This is a genomic window from Acinetobacter sp. 'aerobic (ED)' (assembly GCF_904886855.1).
Taxonomy (GTDB): Bacteria; Pseudomonadota; Gammaproteobacteria; order Pseudomonadales; family Moraxellaceae; genus Acinetobacter; species Acinetobacter courvalinii.
In genome coordinates, this window is the sequence record NZ_CAJHGI010000001.1 from 128831 (window position 1) to 148497 (window position 19667).

At 39.9% G+C, this 19667-nt stretch carries 26 protein-coding genes; 15 read left to right on the forward strand and 11 right to left on the reverse strand.

Features of this window, described 5'->3' with window-relative positions; translation table 11 throughout:
* Positions 1-21: 21 nt before the first annotated feature.
* The 3 genes from JO943_RS00630 to JO943_RS00640 all read right to left on the reverse strand — a co-directional run bounded on the left by JO943_RS00630 (position 22) and on the right by JO943_RS00640 (position 2203).
* Positions 22-465 (reverse strand): acyl-CoA thioesterase, encoded by a 444-nt coding sequence (locus tag JO943_RS00630; protein WP_202739679.1) that lies wholly within the window; start codon positions 463-465, stop codon positions 22-24.
* Positions 462-1622, reverse strand: coding sequence for an iron-containing alcohol dehydrogenase (locus JO943_RS00635; RefSeq protein ID WP_202739680.1), 1161 nt, complete (start codon positions 1620-1622; stop codon positions 462-464). Before JO943_RS00635 ends, JO943_RS00630 begins: the two co-directional genes overlap by 4 nt.
* Before the next feature lie 323 nt (positions 1623-1945).
* A complete protein-coding gene (locus tag JO943_RS00640; protein WP_202739681.1) occupies positions 1946-2203 on the reverse strand; it encodes a PAAR domain-containing protein in 258 nt (85 codons plus the stop codon).
* Positions 2204-2499: 296 nt separating this feature from the next.
* Here JO943_RS00640 and JO943_RS00645 point away from each other — a divergent pair, with 296 nt between their 5' ends.
* From JO943_RS00645 to arsB, 3 genes are read left to right on the forward strand one after another with little or no spacing between them, the layout of a single operon-like run.
* On the forward strand, positions 2500-2823 hold the full coding sequence (locus tag JO943_RS00645; protein WP_199947916.1) for an ArsR/SmtB family transcription factor: 324 nt from the start codon (positions 2500-2502) through the stop codon (positions 2821-2823).
* Between the two features lie 5 nt (positions 2824-2828).
* Positions 2829-3302 (forward strand): arsenate reductase ArsC, encoded by a 474-nt coding sequence (locus tag JO943_RS00650; protein ID WP_202739682.1) that lies wholly within the window; start codon positions 2829-2831, stop codon positions 3300-3302.
* A gap of 7 nt (positions 3303-3309) precedes the next feature.
* Positions 3310-4362, forward strand: coding sequence for an ACR3 family arsenite efflux transporter (gene arsB / locus JO943_RS00655; protein ID WP_202739683.1), 1053 nt, complete (start codon positions 3310-3312; stop codon positions 4360-4362).
* A gap of 214 nt (positions 4363-4576) precedes the next feature.
* Here arsB and JO943_RS18470 read toward each other — a convergent pair whose 3' ends face one another.
* Positions 4577-4912: a hypothetical protein gene (locus tag JO943_RS18470; RefSeq protein ID WP_227614383.1), complete on the reverse strand. Its 336-nt coding sequence runs from the start codon at positions 4910-4912 to the stop codon at positions 4577-4579.
* Positions 4913-5459: 547 nt separating this feature from the next.
* Between JO943_RS18470 and JO943_RS00660 the strand changes: the two genes are divergently transcribed.
* Together JO943_RS00660 and JO943_RS00665 are read left to right on the forward strand one after the other, a co-directional pair.
* Positions 5460-5909, forward strand: a complete 450-nt coding sequence (locus tag JO943_RS00660; protein ID WP_032872253.1) for a BLUF domain-containing protein — start codon at positions 5460-5462, stop codon at positions 5907-5909.
* A gap of 39 nt (positions 5910-5948) precedes the next feature.
* Positions 5949-6416, forward strand: a complete 468-nt coding sequence (locus tag JO943_RS00665) for a BLUF domain-containing protein (RefSeq protein WP_032872255.1) — start codon at positions 5949-5951, stop codon at positions 6414-6416.
* A gap of 46 nt (positions 6417-6462) precedes the next feature.
* Here the strand turns inward: JO943_RS00665 and JO943_RS00670 are convergent, their stop codons facing one another.
* The 4 genes from JO943_RS00670 to JO943_RS00680 all read right to left on the reverse strand — a co-directional run bounded on the left by JO943_RS00670 (position 6463) and on the right by JO943_RS00680 (position 8391).
* Positions 6463-6723, reverse strand: a complete 261-nt coding sequence (locus JO943_RS00670) for a hypothetical protein (RefSeq protein WP_005285392.1) — start codon at positions 6721-6723, stop codon at positions 6463-6465.
* 214 nt (positions 6724-6937) lie between these two features.
* Complete coding sequence (locus tag JO943_RS00675; protein WP_202739684.1) at positions 6938-7732, reverse strand: alpha/beta fold hydrolase; 795 nt, start codon at positions 7730-7732, stop codon at positions 6938-6940.
* 142 nt (positions 7733-7874) lie between these two features.
* The gene (locus JO943_RS18595; protein ID WP_005285396.1) at positions 7875-8000 is read right to left on the reverse strand and encodes a hypothetical protein; all 126 of its coding nucleotides are present in this window, start codon (positions 7998-8000) and stop codon (positions 7875-7877) included.
* A 220-nt stretch (positions 8001-8220) separates the two neighbouring features.
* Complete coding sequence (locus JO943_RS00680) at positions 8221-8391, reverse strand: hypothetical protein (protein WP_202739685.1); 171 nt, start codon at positions 8389-8391, stop codon at positions 8221-8223.
* 421 nt (positions 8392-8812) lie between these two features.
* Here JO943_RS00680 and JO943_RS00685 point away from each other — a divergent pair, with 421 nt between their 5' ends.
* The 7 genes from JO943_RS00685 to JO943_RS00715 all read left to right on the forward strand — a co-directional run bounded on the left by JO943_RS00685 (position 8813) and on the right by JO943_RS00715 (position 14582).
* Positions 8813-9322, forward strand: a complete 510-nt coding sequence (locus JO943_RS00685; protein ID WP_202739686.1) for a low molecular weight protein-tyrosine-phosphatase — start codon at positions 8813-8815, stop codon at positions 9320-9322.
* A gap of 13 nt (positions 9323-9335) precedes the next feature.
* The gene (murB, locus tag JO943_RS00690) at positions 9336-10370 is read left to right on the forward strand and encodes a UDP-N-acetylmuramate dehydrogenase (protein WP_202739687.1); all 1035 of its coding nucleotides are present in this window, start codon (positions 9336-9338) and stop codon (positions 10368-10370) included.
* Between the two features lie 8 nt (positions 10371-10378).
* Complete coding sequence (locus JO943_RS00695) at positions 10379-11512, forward strand: YdcF family protein (RefSeq protein WP_202739688.1); 1134 nt, start codon at positions 10379-10381, stop codon at positions 11510-11512.
* On the forward strand, positions 11512-12540 hold the full coding sequence (locus tag JO943_RS00700) for an alpha/beta hydrolase (RefSeq protein WP_005230055.1): 1029 nt from the start codon (positions 11512-11514) through the stop codon (positions 12538-12540). Before JO943_RS00695 ends, JO943_RS00700 begins: the two co-directional genes overlap by 1 nt.
* Positions 12541-12621: 81 nt before the next feature.
* Positions 12622-13140, forward strand: coding sequence for a DUF4124 domain-containing protein (locus tag JO943_RS00705; protein WP_202739689.1), 519 nt, complete (start codon positions 12622-12624; stop codon positions 13138-13140).
* Between the two features lie 59 nt (positions 13141-13199).
* Positions 13200-13928 (forward strand): hypothetical protein, encoded by a 729-nt coding sequence (locus JO943_RS00710; protein WP_032872263.1) that lies wholly within the window; start codon positions 13200-13202, stop codon positions 13926-13928.
* Positions 13929-14582, forward strand: a complete 654-nt coding sequence (locus JO943_RS00715; RefSeq protein WP_202739690.1) for a hypothetical protein — start codon at positions 13929-13931, stop codon at positions 14580-14582.
* Between the two features lie 56 nt (positions 14583-14638).
* Here JO943_RS00715 and JO943_RS00720 read toward each other — a convergent pair whose 3' ends face one another.
* Entirely contained in the window at positions 14639-16309 is a 1671-nt protein-coding gene (locus JO943_RS00720; RefSeq protein ID WP_005230063.1) for an FMN-binding glutamate synthase family protein, read from the reverse strand.
* A gap of 294 nt (positions 16310-16603) precedes the next feature.
* On the opposite strand from JO943_RS00720, the gene JO943_RS00725 reads away from it, so the two are divergent.
* The 3 genes from JO943_RS00725 to JO943_RS00735 all read left to right on the forward strand — a co-directional run bounded on the left by JO943_RS00725 (position 16604) and on the right by JO943_RS00735 (position 18477).
* Positions 16604-17056: a hypothetical protein gene (locus tag JO943_RS00725; RefSeq protein WP_202739691.1), complete on the forward strand. Its 453-nt coding sequence runs from the start codon at positions 16604-16606 to the stop codon at positions 17054-17056.
* A gap of 156 nt (positions 17057-17212) precedes the next feature.
* A complete protein-coding gene (locus JO943_RS00730; RefSeq protein WP_202739692.1) occupies positions 17213-17692 on the forward strand; it encodes a hemerythrin domain-containing protein in 480 nt (159 codons plus the stop codon).
* A gap of 239 nt (positions 17693-17931) precedes the next feature.
* Entirely contained in the window at positions 17932-18477 is a 546-nt protein-coding gene (locus tag JO943_RS00735; protein WP_005230070.1) for a glycine zipper domain-containing protein, read from the forward strand.
* 164 nt (positions 18478-18641) lie between these two features.
* Here JO943_RS00735 and JO943_RS00740 read toward each other — a convergent pair whose 3' ends face one another.
* Together JO943_RS00740 and JO943_RS00745 are read right to left on the reverse strand one after the other, a co-directional pair.
* Entirely contained in the window at positions 18642-19109 is a 468-nt protein-coding gene (locus tag JO943_RS00740; protein WP_005230071.1) for a hypothetical protein, read from the reverse strand.
* 247 nt (positions 19110-19356) lie between these two features.
* Positions 19357-19539: a hypothetical protein gene (locus JO943_RS00745; protein ID WP_005230073.1), complete on the reverse strand. Its 183-nt coding sequence runs from the start codon at positions 19537-19539 to the stop codon at positions 19357-19359.
* Positions 19540-19667: the final 128 nt, after the last annotated feature.

A 19667-nucleotide genomic window follows, 5' to 3' on the forward strand; every position in this document is an offset into this window, starting at 1 on the left:
CTTTGCCTTTTTATATTAACTTTATTCACTAGGCAGCAAGTATTGCTCGAGAACTTCCCGCATTTTCTCTGGAATGGCAGTACTTTTTCGATTTTTACGATCAACGAAGACATGCACAAAATGACCTTGAGCAGCCGCTTGTGGCTGACCCTGCTTAAAAATCGCCAGCTCATAGCGAAGTGATGAATTTCCTATTTTGCCAATCGCCACACCCACTTCAATGATTTCCGGAAATGAGAGTTCCTGTAAAAAGCTACAAGCCGAATCGACGACCAGACCAATAATTTCACTGTTGTGAATATCAAATCCGGTTTTTTGAATCAGGAATGAATTGGCAGCGGTATCGAAATAACTATAGTAAGTGACATTATTGACGTGACCATAGATATCATTATCAGCCCAACGGGTCTGGATTGGGAAAAAGAATTTAAATTGTTGCCGGGTTTTTAAAACGGGTTTGCTCATGCATAAATCGCCTGATAAATCTGTAAAGCATCTTGTTCGGTCATTTCTCTTGGATTATTTTGCAAGAGGCGGGTTTGTAGCATGGCATCTTTCGCCAATTGGGCCAGTTTGGCCTCTGGAACATCCAGATCTTTTAATTTCAGAGGCAGGCCACTTTGGTCTAAATGATTCTGCATATGATCAATAAACAGGTCACATAAGCCATCGGTACATCCCGTACTTCGTGGATCTAACAGTTGCATGAGCTCGGCATAATGTTGTTTGGCTTTGGGCGCATTGAATTTTAACACTTCTACCAGAACCAACGCATTGGTATGCCCATGCGAAAGATGAAAATGTCCACCTAATGGATAAGCAAGCGCATGCACTGCGCCAACGGGTGCATTGGCAAAAGCCTGACCTGCCAGCATTGAACCTAGCAGCATATTCTGGCGTGCTTCCAGATCGGCACCATTCTTGAGGACTTTCGCCAGATTCTGATTCAGTAATTTGAGTGCATTCTTCGCCAGCATATCGGCATAAAAGTTTTTCTTAATATTCGAGGTATAGGCTTCAATCGCATGCACCATGGCATCGATACCTGTTGCCGCCGTGATATGGGCAGGGAGTCCTTGTGTGAAAGTAGCATCTAAAATGGCAACATCGGCATAGAGAATCGGAGAAACCACGCCCATTTTGGTGGTGGCTCCTGTGGTGACAATCGAGATGGGAGTCACTTCTGAACCGGTACCTGCCGTGGTTGGAATCAAGATAAGAGGTAAGCGCGGCGCTTTTGCCTGATTCACGCCATAGATTTCACTGAGCTGCTGTTGCTGCGCTGGATGTGCAAGCAAAGCGATAATCTTGGCCACATCCATGGAACTGCCACCGCCAAAACCTATGATGACATCGATCTTTTCCTGTTTGGCAAAATCCACGGCTTCCAGAACAATATGTTCAGGTGGATCGGCCTGAATATCTGAATAGATGAGATATGCCAGATCAATTTCTTTTAAAATCTCAAGAATAGGTTGATGCAACTGATGCTGAATCATGCCGGCATCGGTCACGATCAGGGCATTATGATAGTTGTGTTGGGTTAAAATATTTTTAAGTTCTTGTATCGAACCTAGCCCCGCAATGATGTTGGGAACGGTTTGAAATTGAAACGGGTTCATACATACATCCTTATTTTTTCATCATACATACATCATTTTTTATAATGTGACTCTAGGTCATTGCTCTAATAAATTAACATAAGATGCGTTTGAACAGTATAATTTTAAGCGCTATCGGTCTTCCCGAATAAGGGAAGGGTTTTATAAATTTATTATTTTAAGTAATTGAAAAATATATATTTTAGTCTTATGTTTGTTTCTCTGATTGAGAAACTGACTGGTTTGAATAAAAAGTAGTCTATTCGATAAATGAGAGCGATAAGCGCATCTTGTTCAGGATCTTGCTTGGTCGTGAAATTGAGAGAGGTATCAGCGCCTTTACATCAAGATGAGGCATTTTCAAGCTGAAGCAACTTACAACCGCAAGAGAGTGAGTCATGAATACGAGCAACCGATCGGCCACCAAGCTGAGTTGTAGCGTCACCTGTAATAATGATAGATACACAACTGTGTTTGGGGCAGGTTGCCTCATCGCCAATACAGGCAATCGCATGGCCGTTGATTGAAAAGTTTTGATTGCCTGTGATGACTTTACCGCCACCAGTTGTAGGACACCCTACAACGATATATTGCGTTGGCATAATAAACTTTACTCACAGTGGCAATTTTCCACGGCATATTATCAAATAAATATAGACAGTTCTGTCTATTGACCAGCCAGTCTAGAACATTCTGATGCGAGTAGGTTTGAGGTTGATGGACTGTAATCGGGTAAATAGCTGAGATTTAATCATTTAACTTTTTAAAAGAACATAAATTTAAAAAATTAATGTTAAGCAGTGGGCATTTTATGAAAGCAAAATATTTTAGTTTAAATGAGTTGTTTATATATATGGATATGCGTATATTTATATGAAAGTATGTATTGAGCTTAAAAATGAATCAAACTGATTTTTTTAAATGCCTTTCAGATCAAACCCGCTTGAATATTTTGAGGTTAGTTGTTGCTAAAAACAGTATTTGTGTCTGTGAACTCACAGAACAACTTGAACTGAGTCAACCAAAAATTTCTCGACACTTAGCCCTATTAAGAAACCTTTCCATATTGCTAGACGAAAGAAAAGGGCAGTGGGTGTATTACAGCTTAAATCCGGATCTGCCTGAATGGGCAATGTCTGTTCTAAGCATTATTGCGAATCAGGAGGGTGAGAAAATGATGAATACAAACGTTAATTCGCCTCTTTTAATTCAATGTGAGTAAACATAATGAATTTTTTATTTCTATGTACCGGTAACAGTTGCAGAAGTATCCTTTCAGAAGTTTTATTTAACCACCGCGCAGCTGATGGTTGGAAGGCATTCAGTGCCGGCAGTAAACCATCCGGACAAGTTCATCCCCTAACAATCGAAACGCTTGAGAATATGGGACTTTCCACACAGGGATTGTGGAGTAAAACCATAGATGACTGTGAGCAATATCAAGCTGATGTGGTCATCACAGTTTGCGATGCAGCAGCACAGGAAGCTTGTCCGCTTTATTTGGGTGGGGCAATCAAAGCTCATTGGGGCTTGGTTGATCCTTCACATTTGGATTTACCGAAAGAACAAAAGCTAAAAGCATTCCAAGTGACTGTGGATCATATCAATCGTCGTTTAGATGCTTTATTCGCACTGGACACAGCAAATATGACACGCCCTGAATTGATTTCCGCAATTAATCACATCTCAGATATTGAATGAGAATCTCATGGGTCAACCCAGATTATCATTTTTAGATCGTAACCTTACGCTATGGATTTTCATTGCCATGGCAATAGGGATTGCGATAGGTGTGTTGTTCCCACAAGCTTCCGTTACTTTGGATCAAATGAGTGTGGATTCAGTCAATATCCCGATTGCAATAGGGTTAATTCTGATGATGTATCCACCTTTGGCCAAAGTGGACTATGCCGCTCTACCACAGGTCTTTAAAGACAAGAAAACATTGACACTCTCCTTGGTACAAAACTGGGTGATTGCTCCTGTTTTAATGTTTTTATTGGCTGTCCTTTTTTTGCATAGTTATCCTGAATATATGACCGGCTTAATTCTTATTGGATTGGCACGTTGTATCGCCATGGTTCTGGTATGGAACGGTTTGGCCTGTGGTGATCATCAATACGTCGCTGCCTTGGTGGCTTTTAATAGTATCTTCCAGATTTTATTCTTTAGTACATATGCTTGGTTGTTCTTGACGTTGTTACCACCTTATTTTGGTGTGGCAGGACAAGTGATCAATGTTGATTTCTGGACAGTCACCCATGCGGTATTCGTGTATTTAGGAATTCCATTTTTCCTTGGCTTTATAACACGATTGACTATGGTTCGAGCTAAGGGCTTAGATTGGTACCAAAATGTCTTTTTGCCTAAAATCAGTCCACTGAGTTTATTGGCTTTATTGTTTACGATTGTGGCGATGTTTAGCTTGAAAGGTGGGGAAGTTGTGAGTCTGCCTTTAGATGTCATTCGTATTGCGATCCCGCTCACAATCTACTTTGTGATGATGTTCTTTATCAGCTTTTTTATGAGCAGGTGGATGGGGAATGACTATGCTAAAACCACAGCAATTTCGTTTACTGCTGCTGGGAATAATTTTGAACTGGCTTTGGCTGTCGCAATTGCTACCTTTGGTTTAGCTTCGCCAGTTGCTTTTACCACGGTGATTGGCCCACTAGTGGAAGTGCCTGTGCTGATTGCATTGGTTAGCATATCGCTCTGGTTAAGAAAAAAATATTTTAACGGGGATGAAAACATAAATTAAGGACTTTAAATTCATTGTTTAAACGCTATTTTCAATCTTATAAGAGCGTTTTGATTTTAATTATTGATGTTCAACAATTCGCCCCATCTACATGGATTTTTATTTAATTTATCTGTATACATACACCACTTCTATTGGCTGCGAAGTAGCGGGTCTTTATCCATCTTTAGCTAATCTTAGGGTAGACGGGATCGTGATTGACATGTGGATAAATTTATAAGCTATTGGTCTTATAAAACGATATGAGGACATCTTTCTTGAGTTTCGGCATTACAAATTCAATTAAAATGCATGTCGAGAGTGAAGTTAAAAGCATCCAAAAAACTTCTAATGAATCAGTCAGTAGGAATAATAGCGAGTAATATGCAAACACACATAATAAACTGATGGCAATATGCTTAAAATACAGAGTAATAAAAACTGAATATAGAACAGATGAAAATAATAGATTGAAGTTTTTATTCATTCCGATTTTATCAAACAAGATGATCAATACAGAAATAACGATTACCGAAACAACAAAAATAAAAAAATTCTTGATGATATTCATCGTTTTGCCTCTATTGCTGAGCATAAGGAAATCCCTACCTTTAAGGTCCTCATCTCAAAGGTAGGGCGTGGGTCTACACCATTATTTAAAGTAAGCCTTTATATGGGTTTTTATCGTTTAAAATGATCATGGCTATTATCTTAAACTCAATAAAAATAATGGATTATCGAAATGCTGGTGTATGAGAAAATTATAGGGATTGGAAAATGGATCGGTATAAGCTTTGGCGTACATGATTATGAGAAATATCGTACACTTGATTAAAAAACAACCATAATGTTTCAGCAAATATTCATTAATTCATAGTGAAATCAATTTTTTATTTTTAATCGATAAATTTCAAAAAATAATCGATTAATATTTTTTAACAGAAGGCTGGTATATGACATACAGAAAGCTGGAAAAAATAAAAATAGCATTAAAAAACAAAAGCCTGTATGGTGGTTATTAAGCTTTGTATACGTGGACATAAAACACTATAACTCCCTCATTTAAGTGAATTATTTGTCTATCTCCCTTTAATTTTTTAGATGTGAGCACGTCCCAGATGGAATTCGTTAGAGTTTTATATGCAAGTAAGGCGACAAATATCTATCCTGACCTGAAACAGGATTTATTAACAATTCTTGATACAGCAGTTGATTTTAATTCTCGTAATGATATTACGGGTGTTCTTTACTATGGCCATGGATATTTTGTTCAATGCTTGGAGGGGCGTAAAAGTAAAGTAGATGAACTTTTTTATCAGAAAATTTTAAAAGATGATCGCCATAAAAACTGCGAAATTTTGTTTTATCAAAAATGCGATTTCGGACTATTTAAGCACTGGAATATGAAATTTGCACCCATCAATAAAAGATTGAGTGATTTTTTCCTGGAACATCATAGAGACGATTTTAATCCATTTTTACTGACCACAGACTCAATATCTTCATTCATAACGCTTCTTGCTGCCGAATATGCAACCGAACCCTATGCCTTTGAGTTAAACGATTAAAAGTCAATTGATTCATAGCATGCAATAGGTGAGAAAAATATGAAAATTCAATTGTGCTATGCAAGTTCACGACAAGGTCTGGCTGACGATTTGATTGATGATCTCAGTAATATCCTGACCAAGGCCAGAGACTTTAATGCAAAAAATCTGGTGTTTGGAGTACTGTATTATGCAAATAATGCATATTTCCAATGTCTGGAAGGAGAAGACTTTATTGTTTTACCTCTATTTGAAAGCATCAAAAGAGATCCAAGACATCAGGATGTTGTTGAATTTGAAATCAAAAAAATTAGGAAGTACAGCTTTAAGAACTGGTCGATGAAGTATGTTCAAAAAAGCTCAAAGGTCGATATTTTCTTTCATGGTTTAGGCTGCGAAGAATTCATGCCTTCAATGCTGAATGAGCAAAATGTGCAGGGCATGCTAGAAGCACTTCTGCATGAAAATCAAAGTTATATTCGTAAAAGAGTAGGACTAAACCAGCGCGGTATTCATCCTTATCTTTAAGGTGATTTTTATTAAAAGCCGGGAAGTTTCCGATCAGATAGAGGGTTCAAGAATAACGGACCTTATCTGTCGGGTCGATTTCAATCACTTTGTAAAACTTGTTTTTATAATGAATGACTTTATTGAGATAAGCATTGTCCAGCTCTTCCCAGATATGGAAATTGAAAAATTCTGCTGTTTCAGCATAGATCCATAGCCAGGTTGAGACTTTGCTCTTTTTGGCAGAATCATAAACTGAATCTTGAACTTTCCGGAGTTTATGTAATTTTAATTCTTCGTCCTGAAGAACAACGGCTTTAATCTTCAAAAATAACACCTTTAACAATAGCTGAGCTGCTTAGTTTGTATTTTATACAATTCAAACGGCTGCTCACATTTCAGAATGTAAAGTTAATCTAATAAAAGTTAATGCTACACACTATTTTATGCTGCACATACTTTAATAGATCAGATCAAGATTCATCATTGCTAGTGTGTAGTCAGTCATTTGATGTTTTAACTCTAGATTCTGTTTGAACTGATCATGAATCCTGAGTGAGGGTGTTAAGGAAATTATTTAGGACCTGATTGACCTGTTCGGCATGGGTCAGATTCGCTGCATGCCCAGCTTCCGGAATCACGGCCAGTTCTGAATTTAAGCGTAAAGCCATATCTTTAGCGCGGTCTAGTCCAATTGCGATATCGTTTTCTCCATGAATAACAATTGCGGGCAGCTTAAGCTTTGCAATATCTTCAGAAATATCTTTGCGATCTAGCAGCGCATTAAAGGCAGCGGCTAAATTATGCGGTTGCCAGCTTTTCCACTTTTCCTGCCATACAAATCTTTCAGGTGCATCTGCTCCGAGTATGACACGGGCGATAAAGTCAGCGATATCTTGCGTCAGGCCATGATCGATCCACTGCTCAAACAAAGGTTTGTAATACATTAATTTTTCAGGGTCTTCTAACTGGGCCTGTGTATCTATCAACACCAGAGCACTTACCCGATCACGATGCTTTAAAGCACAGCGCAGTGATAGATAACCGCCCTGGCTCATGCCAACAAGGATGGCTTTCTGTATATTTAATTCATCCAGAATAGCAACCAGATCATCTGCCGAATCATAGTAATTGAATGCTTCAATTGAATCACTGGCTGTTTGACCATGCGCTCTTTCATCCCAGGCTATACAACGGTATTTATCTTTAAAGAATTCAATCTGCTGATTGAACATTTCATTGTCCATCAATAAACCGTGGGAAAATATCAGGGTGATCGGATCGCGGCCTGAATCTGTATAGTATAACGATTGGCCATTGTGTATCAGCTTTGGCATGGTTAATTCTCTTGGTGGCTAGATCATATATAAATAAATGAAATTTATGCTTTGATTGTCTTTTTTGATTTTGACGAGTGGTAAAAGCCCTCTAATGAGGGCCTTTACTGGCTGTGCTGAGGTTGTATATTAATTTTAGATGTTAGTGGCCACAGCTAAAGCCACAACCACCGCCGCGAATCGTGTCATGCTTCGGACTGAGATCAGTTGCCATTGCACCAGTAGAAATTGCCAGTAATGTAGTGAATGTAAGCAGTATCTTTTTCATGGGAAAACCCTCAAGTTTAGATTTTTAAAGTAATAATTAGATTTATAAAAAGGTATAAATCATGTGATATATATTGCAATTAAAATGAAATTGTATTGTTACATTTTATGGTAATTGATGATTGGGTTTGTATACAGACCTGTATGTATATTTAATGATTTAGTCAGGGCTTTACTTCAACTTTAATCTTATAAATGCAAGAGCAGGACATTTTTAGTACTTATCTTAGATAGAAACCAATTGCCAAGCTCAATACGCTGGGCAGCATACATAAAAAGCTCATGGCTTTGGCTTCCTGGATATTTGTTATGTGCTTAGCAAATAGATGCGGTCCAAAGATCATTCCGGACAAAGCCAGAATAAATCCAATAATAATTAAAAATGCTGACATCTCTGTTATATCCTTTAAGTTTTTTCTGATCAAAATAAGAACTCAAAGACCTAGCCTTATTTGGCTTAACTCAAGAGATATTTTATGAGCATAAAAGTGATTTCTTGAGCTTTCAGATGAGCATACCCGATCTTTAGAAATAAAATTGGTTGATCTGTCTGGTGATTATGAATGGCTTATGCAGACTGGTTGATTGCGATTGTGTATTACTCATTCCGAAAAAGAACATATTCATACAGAATATTCAAAAGAGATCAACACTATTTCCTTTCAAATCAACGCAATTTTTGACAGAATAGCCTGAGATCAACGTGGTCAACTCATGCAGAATCACATTGAACAGGTTTGCCTTTATTTTGCAGGAATTTTGCATGCAATATTTTAATCTCCTTATACAACAGTATGTTGGAATGTATAGCTAATGACAGCACAATATAAGGTGTTATGTGTCTGTTTAGGTAATATTTGCCGATCTCCCACTGCAGAGGCAATTCTCAGACATTATTGTCATGCCCATGGCTTGGACGTGGTGATCGATTCGGCAGGCACCAGTAATTATCATCCCAACAAGGCACCTGATGCACGCAGTCAGCAACATGCAATGCAACGTGGTTATGATCTGTCAGCATTGCGTGCAAGACAAATCCAGTTGAATGATTTTGTGGAGTTTGATCTGATTCTGGCAATGGATCATGAGAACTTTGATGATATTCAGGCACTCATGCAAAAAGCAACCCAGCAATTTGGTGCAGCGCAGATTCGGGCAAAAATTGCCTTGATGAGTGAACATGATCCTCAATTTGGCCAGCAGGCAGTTCCAGATCCTTATTATGGCGGTACAGACGGTTTTGATCGGGTACTGGATCAGTGTGAATCGAGCAGCAAAGCATGGGTTGATATTTTTAAAAAGCAATTAAAAGCAGGGTTATAGGATTTAATTTAACATGCAAGTACGACAGCAGGTTTCGCTTAAGCGTTTAAATACATTAAATCTTAATGCTATTGCTTCACATTATGTCCAGATCAATCAGGCCGATGACATCATTGCAGCGCTGGATTTTGCTGAGCAGCACGGGCTCAATGTGCTGGTACTGTCTGGCGGAAGTAATGTATTACTGCCACAGCATATACAGGCCTTGGTGGTTCATTTGAATATTCAGGGTATTGAAGTCGTTGCTCAGGATACCGATACGGTTAGCGTTAAAGTGGGTGCAGGTCAGGTCTGGCACGACTTTGTTTTATATAGCACCGAGCAGCAGTGGTTCGGTTTACAAAATCTGGCTTTGATCCCGGGTCTGGTCGGTGCCTCGCCAGTCCAGAATATTGGTGCTTACGGGGTTGAAGCCGGAGAGTTTATTGACTCTGTTCAGGTTTACGATCGTCAACTGAAGCAGTTTGATTCGATTCCGGCTCAGGCATGCCAGTTTGCCTATCGTCATAGCATTTTCAAAGATGATCCTAACCGTTACATCATTGTGAGTGTCACTTTTAAATTACTGAAAAAAGCAGATCTCAGATTGAATTATGGGGATTTAAAACAGGCAGTAGGTGAACAACTCAGTGCAGAAAATTTGCAAAATCAGGTCATCCTGATTCGTCAAAGCAAATTACCCGATCCTAAAGAATTCCCAAATGTGGGCAGTTTTTTCAAAAACCCGGTCTTGTCGCAAACCGAATTTGACAAAATTACTCAACAATTTCCAAACATACCGCATTATCCACAGCCGAACAGCAATGTTAAAGTGGCAGCAGGCTGGTTGATTGACCAAACAGGCTGGAAAGGTAAGCAATTAGGGCCAGTTGGCATGTTTCATAAACAGGCCTTGGTCTTGGTCAATTATGCCGACGCCGCACTCACTGATGTACAAAAAACCTATCAGGCTGTACAAAGTGATGTAAAACAAAAGTTTAGTATTCAGCTAGAGCCTGAACCTGTGTTATATAGTGAATGTGGTTTGATTCAAGCCCATCGTGGATGAGGAGATTTATGGCTAAAGTGCATTGGATGGTCAGTTTAGTACGGGTAATTACCATACTCTTCGTGCTATTGGGCTGTTTTGTACTTTTTTTATATTCGCCTTTTTATTCACAACTGGTGGTGAAAGGGCTGAACCGCTTTGTGCCTGTCGACGTGAATGAAGTCGCTGCACAAAGCCAAAAGCCGGCCGCTTTGAGTGAGCATGAGACTTTGGAACCGGGTTCGAATCTGTGGATTGCGCGCCAAGCCTACCTCAAGCTGATGGAAAAGTCCTTTCAGTCTGAACAATCTGAAGATTTAAGACTAATTCAGGCCCGTTATAAATTGCTTCAACAGCTGATTGCTGAAGAGCAGGAAAAAGAAAGTGCTGAAGAAAAGAAGCAGCCAGCTATTCCATTGATGGGGGAGCGAGCTGATCAGGATCAGGCCAGTTCAGCGGTGACCATCACTACACCATTAGACTTTTTACAGTGGAATACCTCGGACAATCAGGCGCTGATGGGTAAATATATGGCTTTTCTTGAGACCTATCCTATTGAGTTACCCGTCAATGAAGAGGATAAGGATGAAACCAATAAAGATCTGGTTGAGCTGAAAAAGAATAAAGACGGTGTATCTGAACCACAAAATATGTCTCAGCCCAATGCAATTGTGGTGCTGGGCGGTGGTTTAACACTCGGCGCGAACGGTAAAGATATTGTGGTCAACAATTACACCCGTTTGCGTCTGGAGAAAACTCTTGAAGTCGAAAAGCAATATGCTCTACCAATTGTCTTGAGCGGCGTTGAAGCTCCCTATATGCAGGCATGGCTCAAAGAGCGGGGTATAGAAGCCAAGCTACTTGAAAATAGAAGTATGAATACCTGTGAAAACACCAGATTCAGTTCGTTATTGCTGCAAAAGAAAGGCGGAGCGCCAACGGTGATTCTGATTACCGATGAATATCATATGCCGCGTACCCGCCGTTTATTTGCCTTAAGCGGTATTGAAACTGTTCCTGTGATTGCCCCTATGCCAACCACCTTGACCGACTGGCGTCCGAGCGAACAAAACTATGATCACAGTCGCCGAGCGAACTACGAAATGCTGGCTACAATTCGTGATATGTTGATTGGTTCAAGTGATTGTCGAGAGATACCCTAATGTCCAATATTCCATTTTTAAATCCGACAATTCTAAAACAACTGGATTTACCTGTACCAAATCGGGAAACCACGCCGCAGGTGCTTGAACCCTTGGATTTATCCGTTATTGCTGAACCCTCTAAACCCTTACAAGCCTATCGTAAACTCTATGGTTTAAATGTGCTGGATTGCGAGCATTGGCAGGGTTATGTGGAAATGCCGTTGTTCCGTTTACATGTACAGGTGTTCCAGCCGAAGCAGCAAAAGATTCAGGGTACTGTTTGCCTGTTGCATGGTTATCTGGAACATAGTGGCATCTATCAGCCGATTATCAAGGAAATTCTGGATCAGGGCTTTAGCGTGCTGACCTATGATCTTCCTGGGCATGGGCTGAGCAATGGTTCACCGGCCAGTATTCAAAACTTTGATCATTATCAGCAAGTCTTGCATGCAGTCTATGATGCAGTGCGTGGCGCCAGACAATTACCGAAGCCGTGGCTGGGAATCGGTCAAAGTACGGGGGGTGCCATCTGGATGCATCATTTACTAGAATTTGCTGAACGGCGTGAAGACCCGATTGTTGATCGGGTGCTATTGCTTTCTCCGTTAATTCGGCCTGCGAAAACGGCATGGTGGCATAACTCGGTCGGGCTGGGCATTATTCGCCGTATCAAGAGTCAGGTACCACGACATTTCCGTCGTAATAATCATAATCCCGAGTTTTTGCGTTTTATCCGTTTAACCGATCCTTTACAGCCTCGTATGATGGGTATGGACTGGATTCTGGCGATGTCGAAATGGATGCTGGAAATGGAACAGCGTCCTGCTTGCCGTATTCCGGTATGGCTGGCGCAGGGAGCGCTCGATCAAACTGTGGACTGGCGTTATAACATTGAATACATCCGCCGTAAGTTTAGACTACAGACCTTGTTGATGTTGGAAGAAGGCTCACATCAGCTGATCAATGAACGGGCAGATATTCGTGCCGCACTCACAGGGCTGATTCCGGCATTTTTGCATGCCAAACCTAACCATTATTATTATTGATTTCGCTTTTTTAGCCATTATTTAAGTGATAGAATCTCGAATATTATAAAAATATCAATGAATTAGATATTCGGGGAAATCATGAAAAAAGGTACATTAAGGGGTTTTTGTGTCTTGATTCTGCTCGGTACTACCTTTCCGGCTGGTGCCCAAGAGCTGTATAAATGTGTAACCCATCAGGGTACAGCCTATCAAAGTCGGCCATGTGCGATTCAGGCAAGCCAGAAAACAGCATGTACCGGTTCGGCGGCTGATGGCTTTAGCGGTGATTGCCGTCAGCTGCAACAACAACGGCAGCAAGCCATCACGCATGAGAACAATGCTTATACGCAGGATCTGGCAAGCAATACAACCAGAACAGTGACCTCTAGATCCGAATTTCAAAAAACCATACTTGAGTTCAGCCAATGTAAACAACGCATTCAGGCATTGCAGAGATTCGCCCGTTATACAGATCGACCAGCGCTATTACTGGAAAATAATCCTCAGCGGTATGCCGCAAGCGTGTGTACTGAAGATGGGGGAATTTATCTCAGTTGCATTGCCGCTACCAATACTTTGGTGACGCAGACCAGTTCCACCTGTTCAATTAAACGTTAATGACGTTTTGATCTTAAAGTAATTTATTTTCACATATTAAAATAACAAGGAAATGCGCAATGAGAGCAGCATTGATTTTAATTGGGATAATTTTCGCCGTTTTCTTTTTGTTAAATCGTTGTTCACAGCACGAGTTAACATCAGGACAAGTTGTACAGAACAATCCAGTTGAACAACGTCAGAACCTTCTGGATCAGATTGTTTTACTACAACCGCTTAAACAACATGCAATTAAAGATTACGAAACGATTCAGCAAACGGCCAATGCGGCCGTTCAACCCGAAGAAATGCTGGCTGCAGTCAGCAGCACCTTGTGGTGGAAGCTTCGAGAAATAGTTGAAAAGCAGGCAGATGATGAAGGGCAACGGTTATGGACAAAAGCTTATTTACAGCAACTTTATGATGCCAAACGCAAGGGTAATTGCTTTCCTATCGCATTTCCGCTGTATGCTAAAACCACAATCGATGAACGAAGAAATTTACTCAGTATTGCTACGCAGCAACAGACTGCTGCCGCCCTGAATTATATTTTAACCCATCAAGGTTCACGTTCAGTGGTCGATCGTATGCAAGCGCCACCAGAATGGACTGAAATTGCAGAAAAGTTAAGACAGGATTATGCGGCTGATGCCGATCTGCTCAATGCCGGTGAGACTGCACCAGACAAAAATAAACAGTGTGAAGTCGTGATACGAACGTTCGAATATATTTTGTCTTTACCTGTGGAAAAACAAGGCCCGGTGATTCGCTGGATGCTGGATCGTCATATTGCAGTGAGTGTATTTTAAATGCAAAGATTTGGTAAAAATGCTCATCTCAATTTGCATATGAATTGGATTCGAATTTTATTAATAGTGAGTATCAGCGTCATTATCACCGCATGTGGTCAGGTGAAGCATGCGCCTAAAGCTGGAGAATATGGCGAAAAGCTGGTGAACTCGTTCCTGCTCACCCCGAGTGAGATTCAGGCCTTAAACAAGGCAGTCGTTGATCCTCCAAAAGACACCTTTAAAAGACCGAATGTCGGAATCAGCTTTCAGGCTGATGCAGCCCAAAATCCTTATCGTTTTGTGCTGGTTGTGAAAGGTAGCACCCTGCAAGCCGGAGAAACCGTGTTGAAGTGGATCGGGGGTGTTCAAAGTGAAAGTTCAAATGGCTATCATCCTGAAGTCTTTCAAAGCAATGATTCGCATCATTACGATGCAAATGAGCCGGTGTTGCTGGTGGTGAGCTCAGATCCATTTTCAGTAAGTGAGTCAAATAACGGAAGCAATTATGCGGTGCATGCTGAATTGATGGAAGCCTCAAACCTGCAGTTCCAGTCTGTAGAAGTACAAATCTGGCAGGGTAAGGGCTCACAATACAACTGGACTGCTTATCTGAAATTTCTGCTGATCCTGATGCTTGCAATCTTTGGCATTTATCGCTTGATTAGTCGGTAATTGATTTTTATACAAGCCATAAAAAAGCCACTTTACAGTGGCTTTTTTTACATAGATTAGAAATGATTTGGGTCGGCAAGTTTCCACATCCGATAGTAGAAATTGTCTTCATCTTTCAAATCGCCCAGCAACAACTCGTTTTCTTTTAAGAAGAAATGGATCTGTGCATAGTTTTTAATTTCACGATCATTCATACGTTGGGCTAAATGGTGTGCCTTGATTTCTGAAGGGTGATTTAGGCCGGCAGCTGCAATCATTTCAGAAAGAGCATGCAGGGTATTTTTATGGAAGTTAAAAACACGTTCGGCTTTACTTGGTACATCCAGTGCTTTTTGACGGTCTTTATCTTGGGTGGCAACGCCAACTGGACATTGGTTGGTATGACAGCTTTGTGCCTGAATACAGCCTACCGCAAACATGAAGCCACGAGCAGAATTGACCCAATCTGCGCCCAAGGCAAAAGTGCTGGCAATATCAAAGGCACTGATCATTTTACCACTGGCACCGATCTTGATCTGATCACGTAAACCGGCACCGACCAGGGTATTATGTACAAAACGCAAACCTTCTCTTAACGGTGTACCAATATAGTCGCTGAACTCGATTGGTGCGGCACCGGTACCGCCTTCTGAACCATCAACCACCACAAAATCAGGAACAATTTTAGTTTCCAGCATGGCTTTGACAATGCTCATAAATTGCCACGGCTGTCCGATACATAGCTTAAAGCCAACTGGTTTACCACCCGACAGTTCACGAAGCTGCTGGATAAAATGCATCATTTCAATCGGGGTGTTAAAGCTTGGATGCTTAGATGGTGAAATACAGTCATGCTCACGCGAAATACCACGGATTGCAGCAATTTCCTCAGTAATCTTATGCTTTGGCAAAATACCACCATGACCCGGTTTTGCACCTTGAGACAGTTTCACCTCGATCATTTTGATCTTCGGATTTTTTGCCTGTTCAGCAAATTTTTCCGGTGAAAACAGACCTTGTGGAGTACGGCAGCCGAAATAGCCGCTGGCAATTTGCCAGACAATGTCACCACCATTTTCTAAATGATAAGGACTTAAGCTGCCTTCGCCTGTGTCATGATAAAACTTACCCAGCGCGGCACCTTTATTGAGGGCACGAATTGCATTGGCACTTAAACTGCCAAAACTCATCGCAGAAATATTCATAATCGATGCGCTGTAGGGCTGGCTACATTGTGCATTACCAATCTGTACGCGGAAGGTCGCTGGATCAGAGGGAGGGCAAGGTGCAATCGAGTGAACAATAAAACGGTAATTTGGATCATACACATCAATGATGGAACCAAAGGGTTTATCTGCATTCTCATTCTTGGCACGTTGATAGACCAGACTACGTTGCATGCGTGAAAAGGGTAATGCATCCTGGTCGGACTCAATAAAGTACTGTCGGATTTCCGGGCGGACATCTTCAAAAATAAAGCGGAAATGCCCAAGAATCGGATAGTTTCTTAAAATGGCATGTTTCTTTTGTAATAAATCATGCAGGCCGACCAGGCTGAGTAAACTGCTTACCAGCCAGAGTCCGTTTAATAAGGTGTCTGAAATAAAATAATAAATACTATGCGGGGTATAAATTGTTTTGAACCAGGTAATACTTAAAGCAATGAAAATACAAAGAAACCAAACAGAATGTCTTGAAAAGAAAGTGTTAAGTAATTTATGTCTTATCGCTTGTGCTGGACTAGCCATTGGCAGGAGATTCCTAAAAATAAAGCAACTGACAAACGATGCCAAGAACCTGCCTGAACCACAAGTAACGAATTGTTAGATATGAGAATTATTCTCTTATAAAATAAGTGCGATACCTCTTTATTTGAAGATAAAACGCAAGCTTTAGTAAAGCTAAGATGACTTATTTATGACAAAATATGAATCTGTAGCAAAGCAGCAATAAACAACACAATAAATGTAAGAATGATTACAAATAGAAAAACTGAATTTTAGATAATAAGCAAGAATACAAAAAAGTGGAGGACCCTCGAAATGCCACAATATTTGCGTATTGCTGAAAAAGTTTATAAGAACCTTAAAGACGAAAAAAAGTTTACGCAAGCCCCAGTCGAATATATCAATGATTTACTCAAACAAATCCGTAAAGAGCTGAAGGGTACCGATATGAAGCTTATTTACAATTTTATTGAGTTTAATTCTGGTTTTAAGAACCAGCTTATAGATGGTTACCTGAATATCGATGTCAGTCTGATTCCAAATTATAAATATCAGGATGAATATGTGCTCTGGCTGGCAGGATTTATTGAAAAAATTACCGTCGGTGGGAAAAAAAGGATTCCTCCTATCGTCGATAATATTCCGCCCGAATTTACCGTGACTAGTGATCTCAGGCAGATCGATGTGATAAGCACAGATAAAAACAGTGAGCAAATTATCTCCTATTTTAATAGTGGAGATTTTCTAAATGGCTTCAATCAACACTAACTTAAGTGTTACGATCATCAAGGAGTATTGAATCCGTTCAGTACTCCTTTCATACATAAAAATCAGTTCCAGATAAGAAATAAAGTAAACTTGTAGAATTTTATATCTGGCTGATTTTTAGTGTAAATTTTTCACTATAGCCCAAAGAGACCAACAATGCCAAAACGTGAAAAAGTATTAACCATATTTGAAGCTTTACGAGAAAGCCATGAAAAGCAAAGAGAGTTTTCTGAAAAGTTAGTGAAAACTTCGGGCGATAGCCCTGAAAGAAGAGAGCTTTTTGATTTATTAAAAAATGAACTATTTGCTCATGCGGTTGCTGAAGATCGCTATCTTTATATTCCATTAATGATGTCTAATGCGGGGCTGAATATTACGTGTCATGCTTTAGCAGAGCACCATGAAATGGATGAGTTGCTCGAACAGCTTACAGAGACCGAGTTTAGTAATCCGGGATGGCTGGCGATTGCCAAGAAATTATCTGAAGTGGTTCATCATCATCTTAAAGAGGAAGAACATAGTTTTTTCCAGCAAGCGGGTAAAATTTTAGCAGATGATCAAAAACTGGAGCTGGCAGAAAAATATCAGGCCGAATATATAAAATATTTAAACAAAGACAAAGATAGTCTGACCTAAATGTAAAAAGTTAATATATGAAGACCCTCTTTATGAGGGTTTTTATTTCATTAAGTTTCTCGATCTATTTCAATATATTTCCTGCTTTACTTTAAATCATCGTCATTAACTTAAAAAAAATTCTTATAACGGTTTTTAACAAAGAAGTTATCTAGTCTAAAACTGTAAAGCGTACATGAATTGAAACTTCTATTTAAGCATAAGGTTTCAAGTAAATTATTTTTTTAAGGAGAATAACCATGACAAATAATGACCAATATGATCGTGAGCGTATTAAGAACTCATCTGATGAAGTAAAAAAAGAATTAAATGCTGATCCAATTACCGGTGAACCAGGTTCGCATCCGGTTGGAACAGGTGTTGGGGCAGCAGGCGGTGCGGTAGCTGGTGCCGCAATCGGTAGTGCAGGTGGTCCTGTGGGTACACTGGTAGGAGGTGCCGTAGGTGCCTTTGTTGGTGGTTTAACCGGTAATGCGGTGGGTGAGGCGATTGATCCGACTGTAGAAGATGCCTACTGGCGCGAAAATTACCTGAATCAGCCTTATTATAATGAGGCCAAAGCCAAGTATCCTGATCTGGACTATGATCGTGATTATCGTGGCGCTTATCGTGTGGGCTATGAAAAACGTTATGGCTATGAGCCAGACGTGGCCTTTGAAGATGTTGAACCAGAATTAAGAACACACTGGGATCAAGAAGGCAAAGCGGACTCGCGCTTATCTTGGGATGAAGCACGCCATGCTTCACGAGATGCGTGGAACCGGACGACAGATCTATCCAAATAATGGTTTAAAGTTGAAGTCTCCAAGCCCTGTTCTTTAAGAACAGGGTTTTTTTTATGTAGTAGTATGCGTAGAAAAAAGAAAACCGCCCGTACAGGCGGTAGCTGAAACTGGTCAGCAAATCATAGAAGTGTGAACGGTCAAGAGCCCACTTCTATTTTCTTGAATTAGTGGCTTTTATTAAATGCTTCCATAAATTCATCTGATTTAAAATATGAATTAATCAGCTCGCCACTTTTAGAGTATTCTGGCTGGACAGGTGCAGTTTTCTGCGGTGCTTTGGGTAAGGTATATTTAAATTCTGGAGGAATCTCTTTACGAATAGGCGGGAGCTTTCTCTTTCCATCCGTGGTAATTCTCTGAATAAAACCTGCTAACCACAAGATGAATTCACCTTCATTTTTTATCGCCGGAATAAGGCTCACATCCAGTTTAACCTTGCATTCAGCATTAGGCCTGTTCAGACATTCTTCAAAGTCAATAAAGTTATAAAGTAATTTTAATTTAGACCCTTTGAGTTCTTTTCGAATCTCAATCATTAAATTATTTAAATTTTCTAATGGATCCTGCTGGAAGTCTTTATTTTCCTTCACTTGTCGATAAACTGTTTCAGCTATACGTAAATATTGTGGCATATCTTACTCTCCCGAAATCCAAGCTATGTAGAGATTATGAAGAGTTTTAGGTTTTTTATTGTGAGTGTTGTGCCTGTTCTTGTGAGTAATAGGAGCTTTATGCAACTAAATAGCAGTATTGGAAGAATAACTTAGGTTTGCTCAAGGTGCTGTTCTGTTTTTATCTGTTATGTAGCTTTTTATAATATATAACCCAACAAGATCCAATATTATTTTTAAAAATATTAGACCTTGCGTTTGTGCTTACTTAGCAATATTCATAAACAATTAATGCTGTAAACTTTTGGTCATTTTCACTGCCATACGAATGACTCATAAATTTAATATTGACCTGATGATTATTCTGGGTAAGTTCATTTCTCAGCCAGTCATTGATGGTGTGTTCTAATGTTTGAATTGAACCCGCTTCAAAAGCTTTGATTTTAGCCATTATTATTTCTCCTTTCCCAAATAATTATGAAAGTATGAGCATATATGCATCGAAATTAATTTCTTTATATCATTTGTCTTGGTTTTGAAAGTTGTTATACCTTTCTATTAACTTGTTTCGAGATATAT

Coding starts and splice junctions, on each gene's coding strand:
- JO943_RS00630 (WP_202739679.1), bottom strand. CDS start 465: ATGAGCAAACCCGTTTTAAAAACCCGGCAACAATTTAAATTCTTTTTC.
- JO943_RS00635 (WP_202739680.1), bottom strand. CDS start 1,622: ATGAACCCGTTTCAATTTCAAACCGTTCCCAACATCATTGCGGGGCTA.
- JO943_RS00640 (WP_202739681.1), bottom strand. CDS start 2,203: ATGCCAACGCAATATATCGTTGTAGGGTGTCCTACAACTGGTGGCGGT.
- JO943_RS00645 (WP_199947916.1), top strand. CDS start 2,500: ATGAATCAAACTGATTTTTTTAAATGCCTTTCAGATCAAACCCGCTTG.
- JO943_RS00650 (WP_202739682.1), top strand. CDS start 2,829: ATGAATTTTTTATTTCTATGTACCGGTAACAGTTGCAGAAGTATCCTT.
- arsB (WP_202739683.1), top strand. CDS start 3,310: ATGGGTCAACCCAGATTATCATTTTTAGATCGTAACCTTACGCTATGG.
- JO943_RS18470 (WP_227614383.1), bottom strand. CDS start 4,912: ATGAATATCATCAAGAATTTTTTTATTTTTGTTGTTTCGGTAATCGTT.
- JO943_RS00660 (WP_032872253.1), top strand. CDS start 5,460: ATGGAATTCGTTAGAGTTTTATATGCAAGTAAGGCGACAAATATCTAT.
- JO943_RS00665 (WP_032872255.1), top strand. CDS start 5,949: ATGAAAATTCAATTGTGCTATGCAAGTTCACGACAAGGTCTGGCTGAC.
- JO943_RS00675 (WP_202739684.1), bottom strand. CDS start 7,732: ATGCCAAAGCTGATACACAATGGCCAATCGTTATACTATACAGATTCA.
- JO943_RS18595 (WP_005285396.1), bottom strand. CDS start 8,000: ATGAAAAAGATACTGCTTACATTCACTACATTACTGGCAATTTCTACT.
- JO943_RS00680 (WP_202739685.1), bottom strand. CDS start 8,391: ATGTCAGCATTTTTAATTATTATTGGATTTATTCTGGCTTTGTCCGGA.
- JO943_RS00685 (WP_202739686.1), top strand. CDS start 8,813: ATGACAGCACAATATAAGGTGTTATGTGTCTGTTTAGGTAATATTTGC.
- murB (WP_202739687.1), top strand. CDS start 9,336: ATGCAAGTACGACAGCAGGTTTCGCTTAAGCGTTTAAATACATTAAAT.
- JO943_RS00695 (WP_202739688.1), top strand. CDS start 10,379: ATGGCTAAAGTGCATTGGATGGTCAGTTTAGTACGGGTAATTACCATA.
- JO943_RS00700 (WP_005230055.1), top strand. CDS start 11,512: ATGTCCAATATTCCATTTTTAAATCCGACAATTCTAAAACAACTGGAT.
- JO943_RS00705 (WP_202739689.1), top strand. CDS start 12,622: ATGAAAAAAGGTACATTAAGGGGTTTTTGTGTCTTGATTCTGCTCGGT.
- JO943_RS00710 (WP_032872263.1), top strand. CDS start 13,200: ATGAGAGCAGCATTGATTTTAATTGGGATAATTTTCGCCGTTTTCTTT.
- JO943_RS00715 (WP_202739690.1), top strand. CDS start 13,929: ATGCAAAGATTTGGTAAAAATGCTCATCTCAATTTGCATATGAATTGG.
- JO943_RS00720 (WP_005230063.1), bottom strand. CDS start 16,309: ATGGCTAGTCCAGCACAAGCGATAAGACATAAATTACTTAACACTTTC.
- JO943_RS00725 (WP_202739691.1), top strand. CDS start 16,604: ATGCCACAATATTTGCGTATTGCTGAAAAAGTTTATAAGAACCTTAAA.
- JO943_RS00730 (WP_202739692.1), top strand. CDS start 17,213: ATGCCAAAACGTGAAAAAGTATTAACCATATTTGAAGCTTTACGAGAA.
- JO943_RS00735 (WP_005230070.1), top strand. CDS start 17,932: ATGACAAATAATGACCAATATGATCGTGAGCGTATTAAGAACTCATCT.
- JO943_RS00740 (WP_005230071.1), bottom strand. CDS start 19,109: ATGCCACAATATTTACGTATAGCTGAAACAGTTTATCGACAAGTGAAG.
- JO943_RS00745 (WP_005230073.1), bottom strand. CDS start 19,539: ATGGCTAAAATCAAAGCTTTTGAAGCGGGTTCAATTCAAACATTAGAA.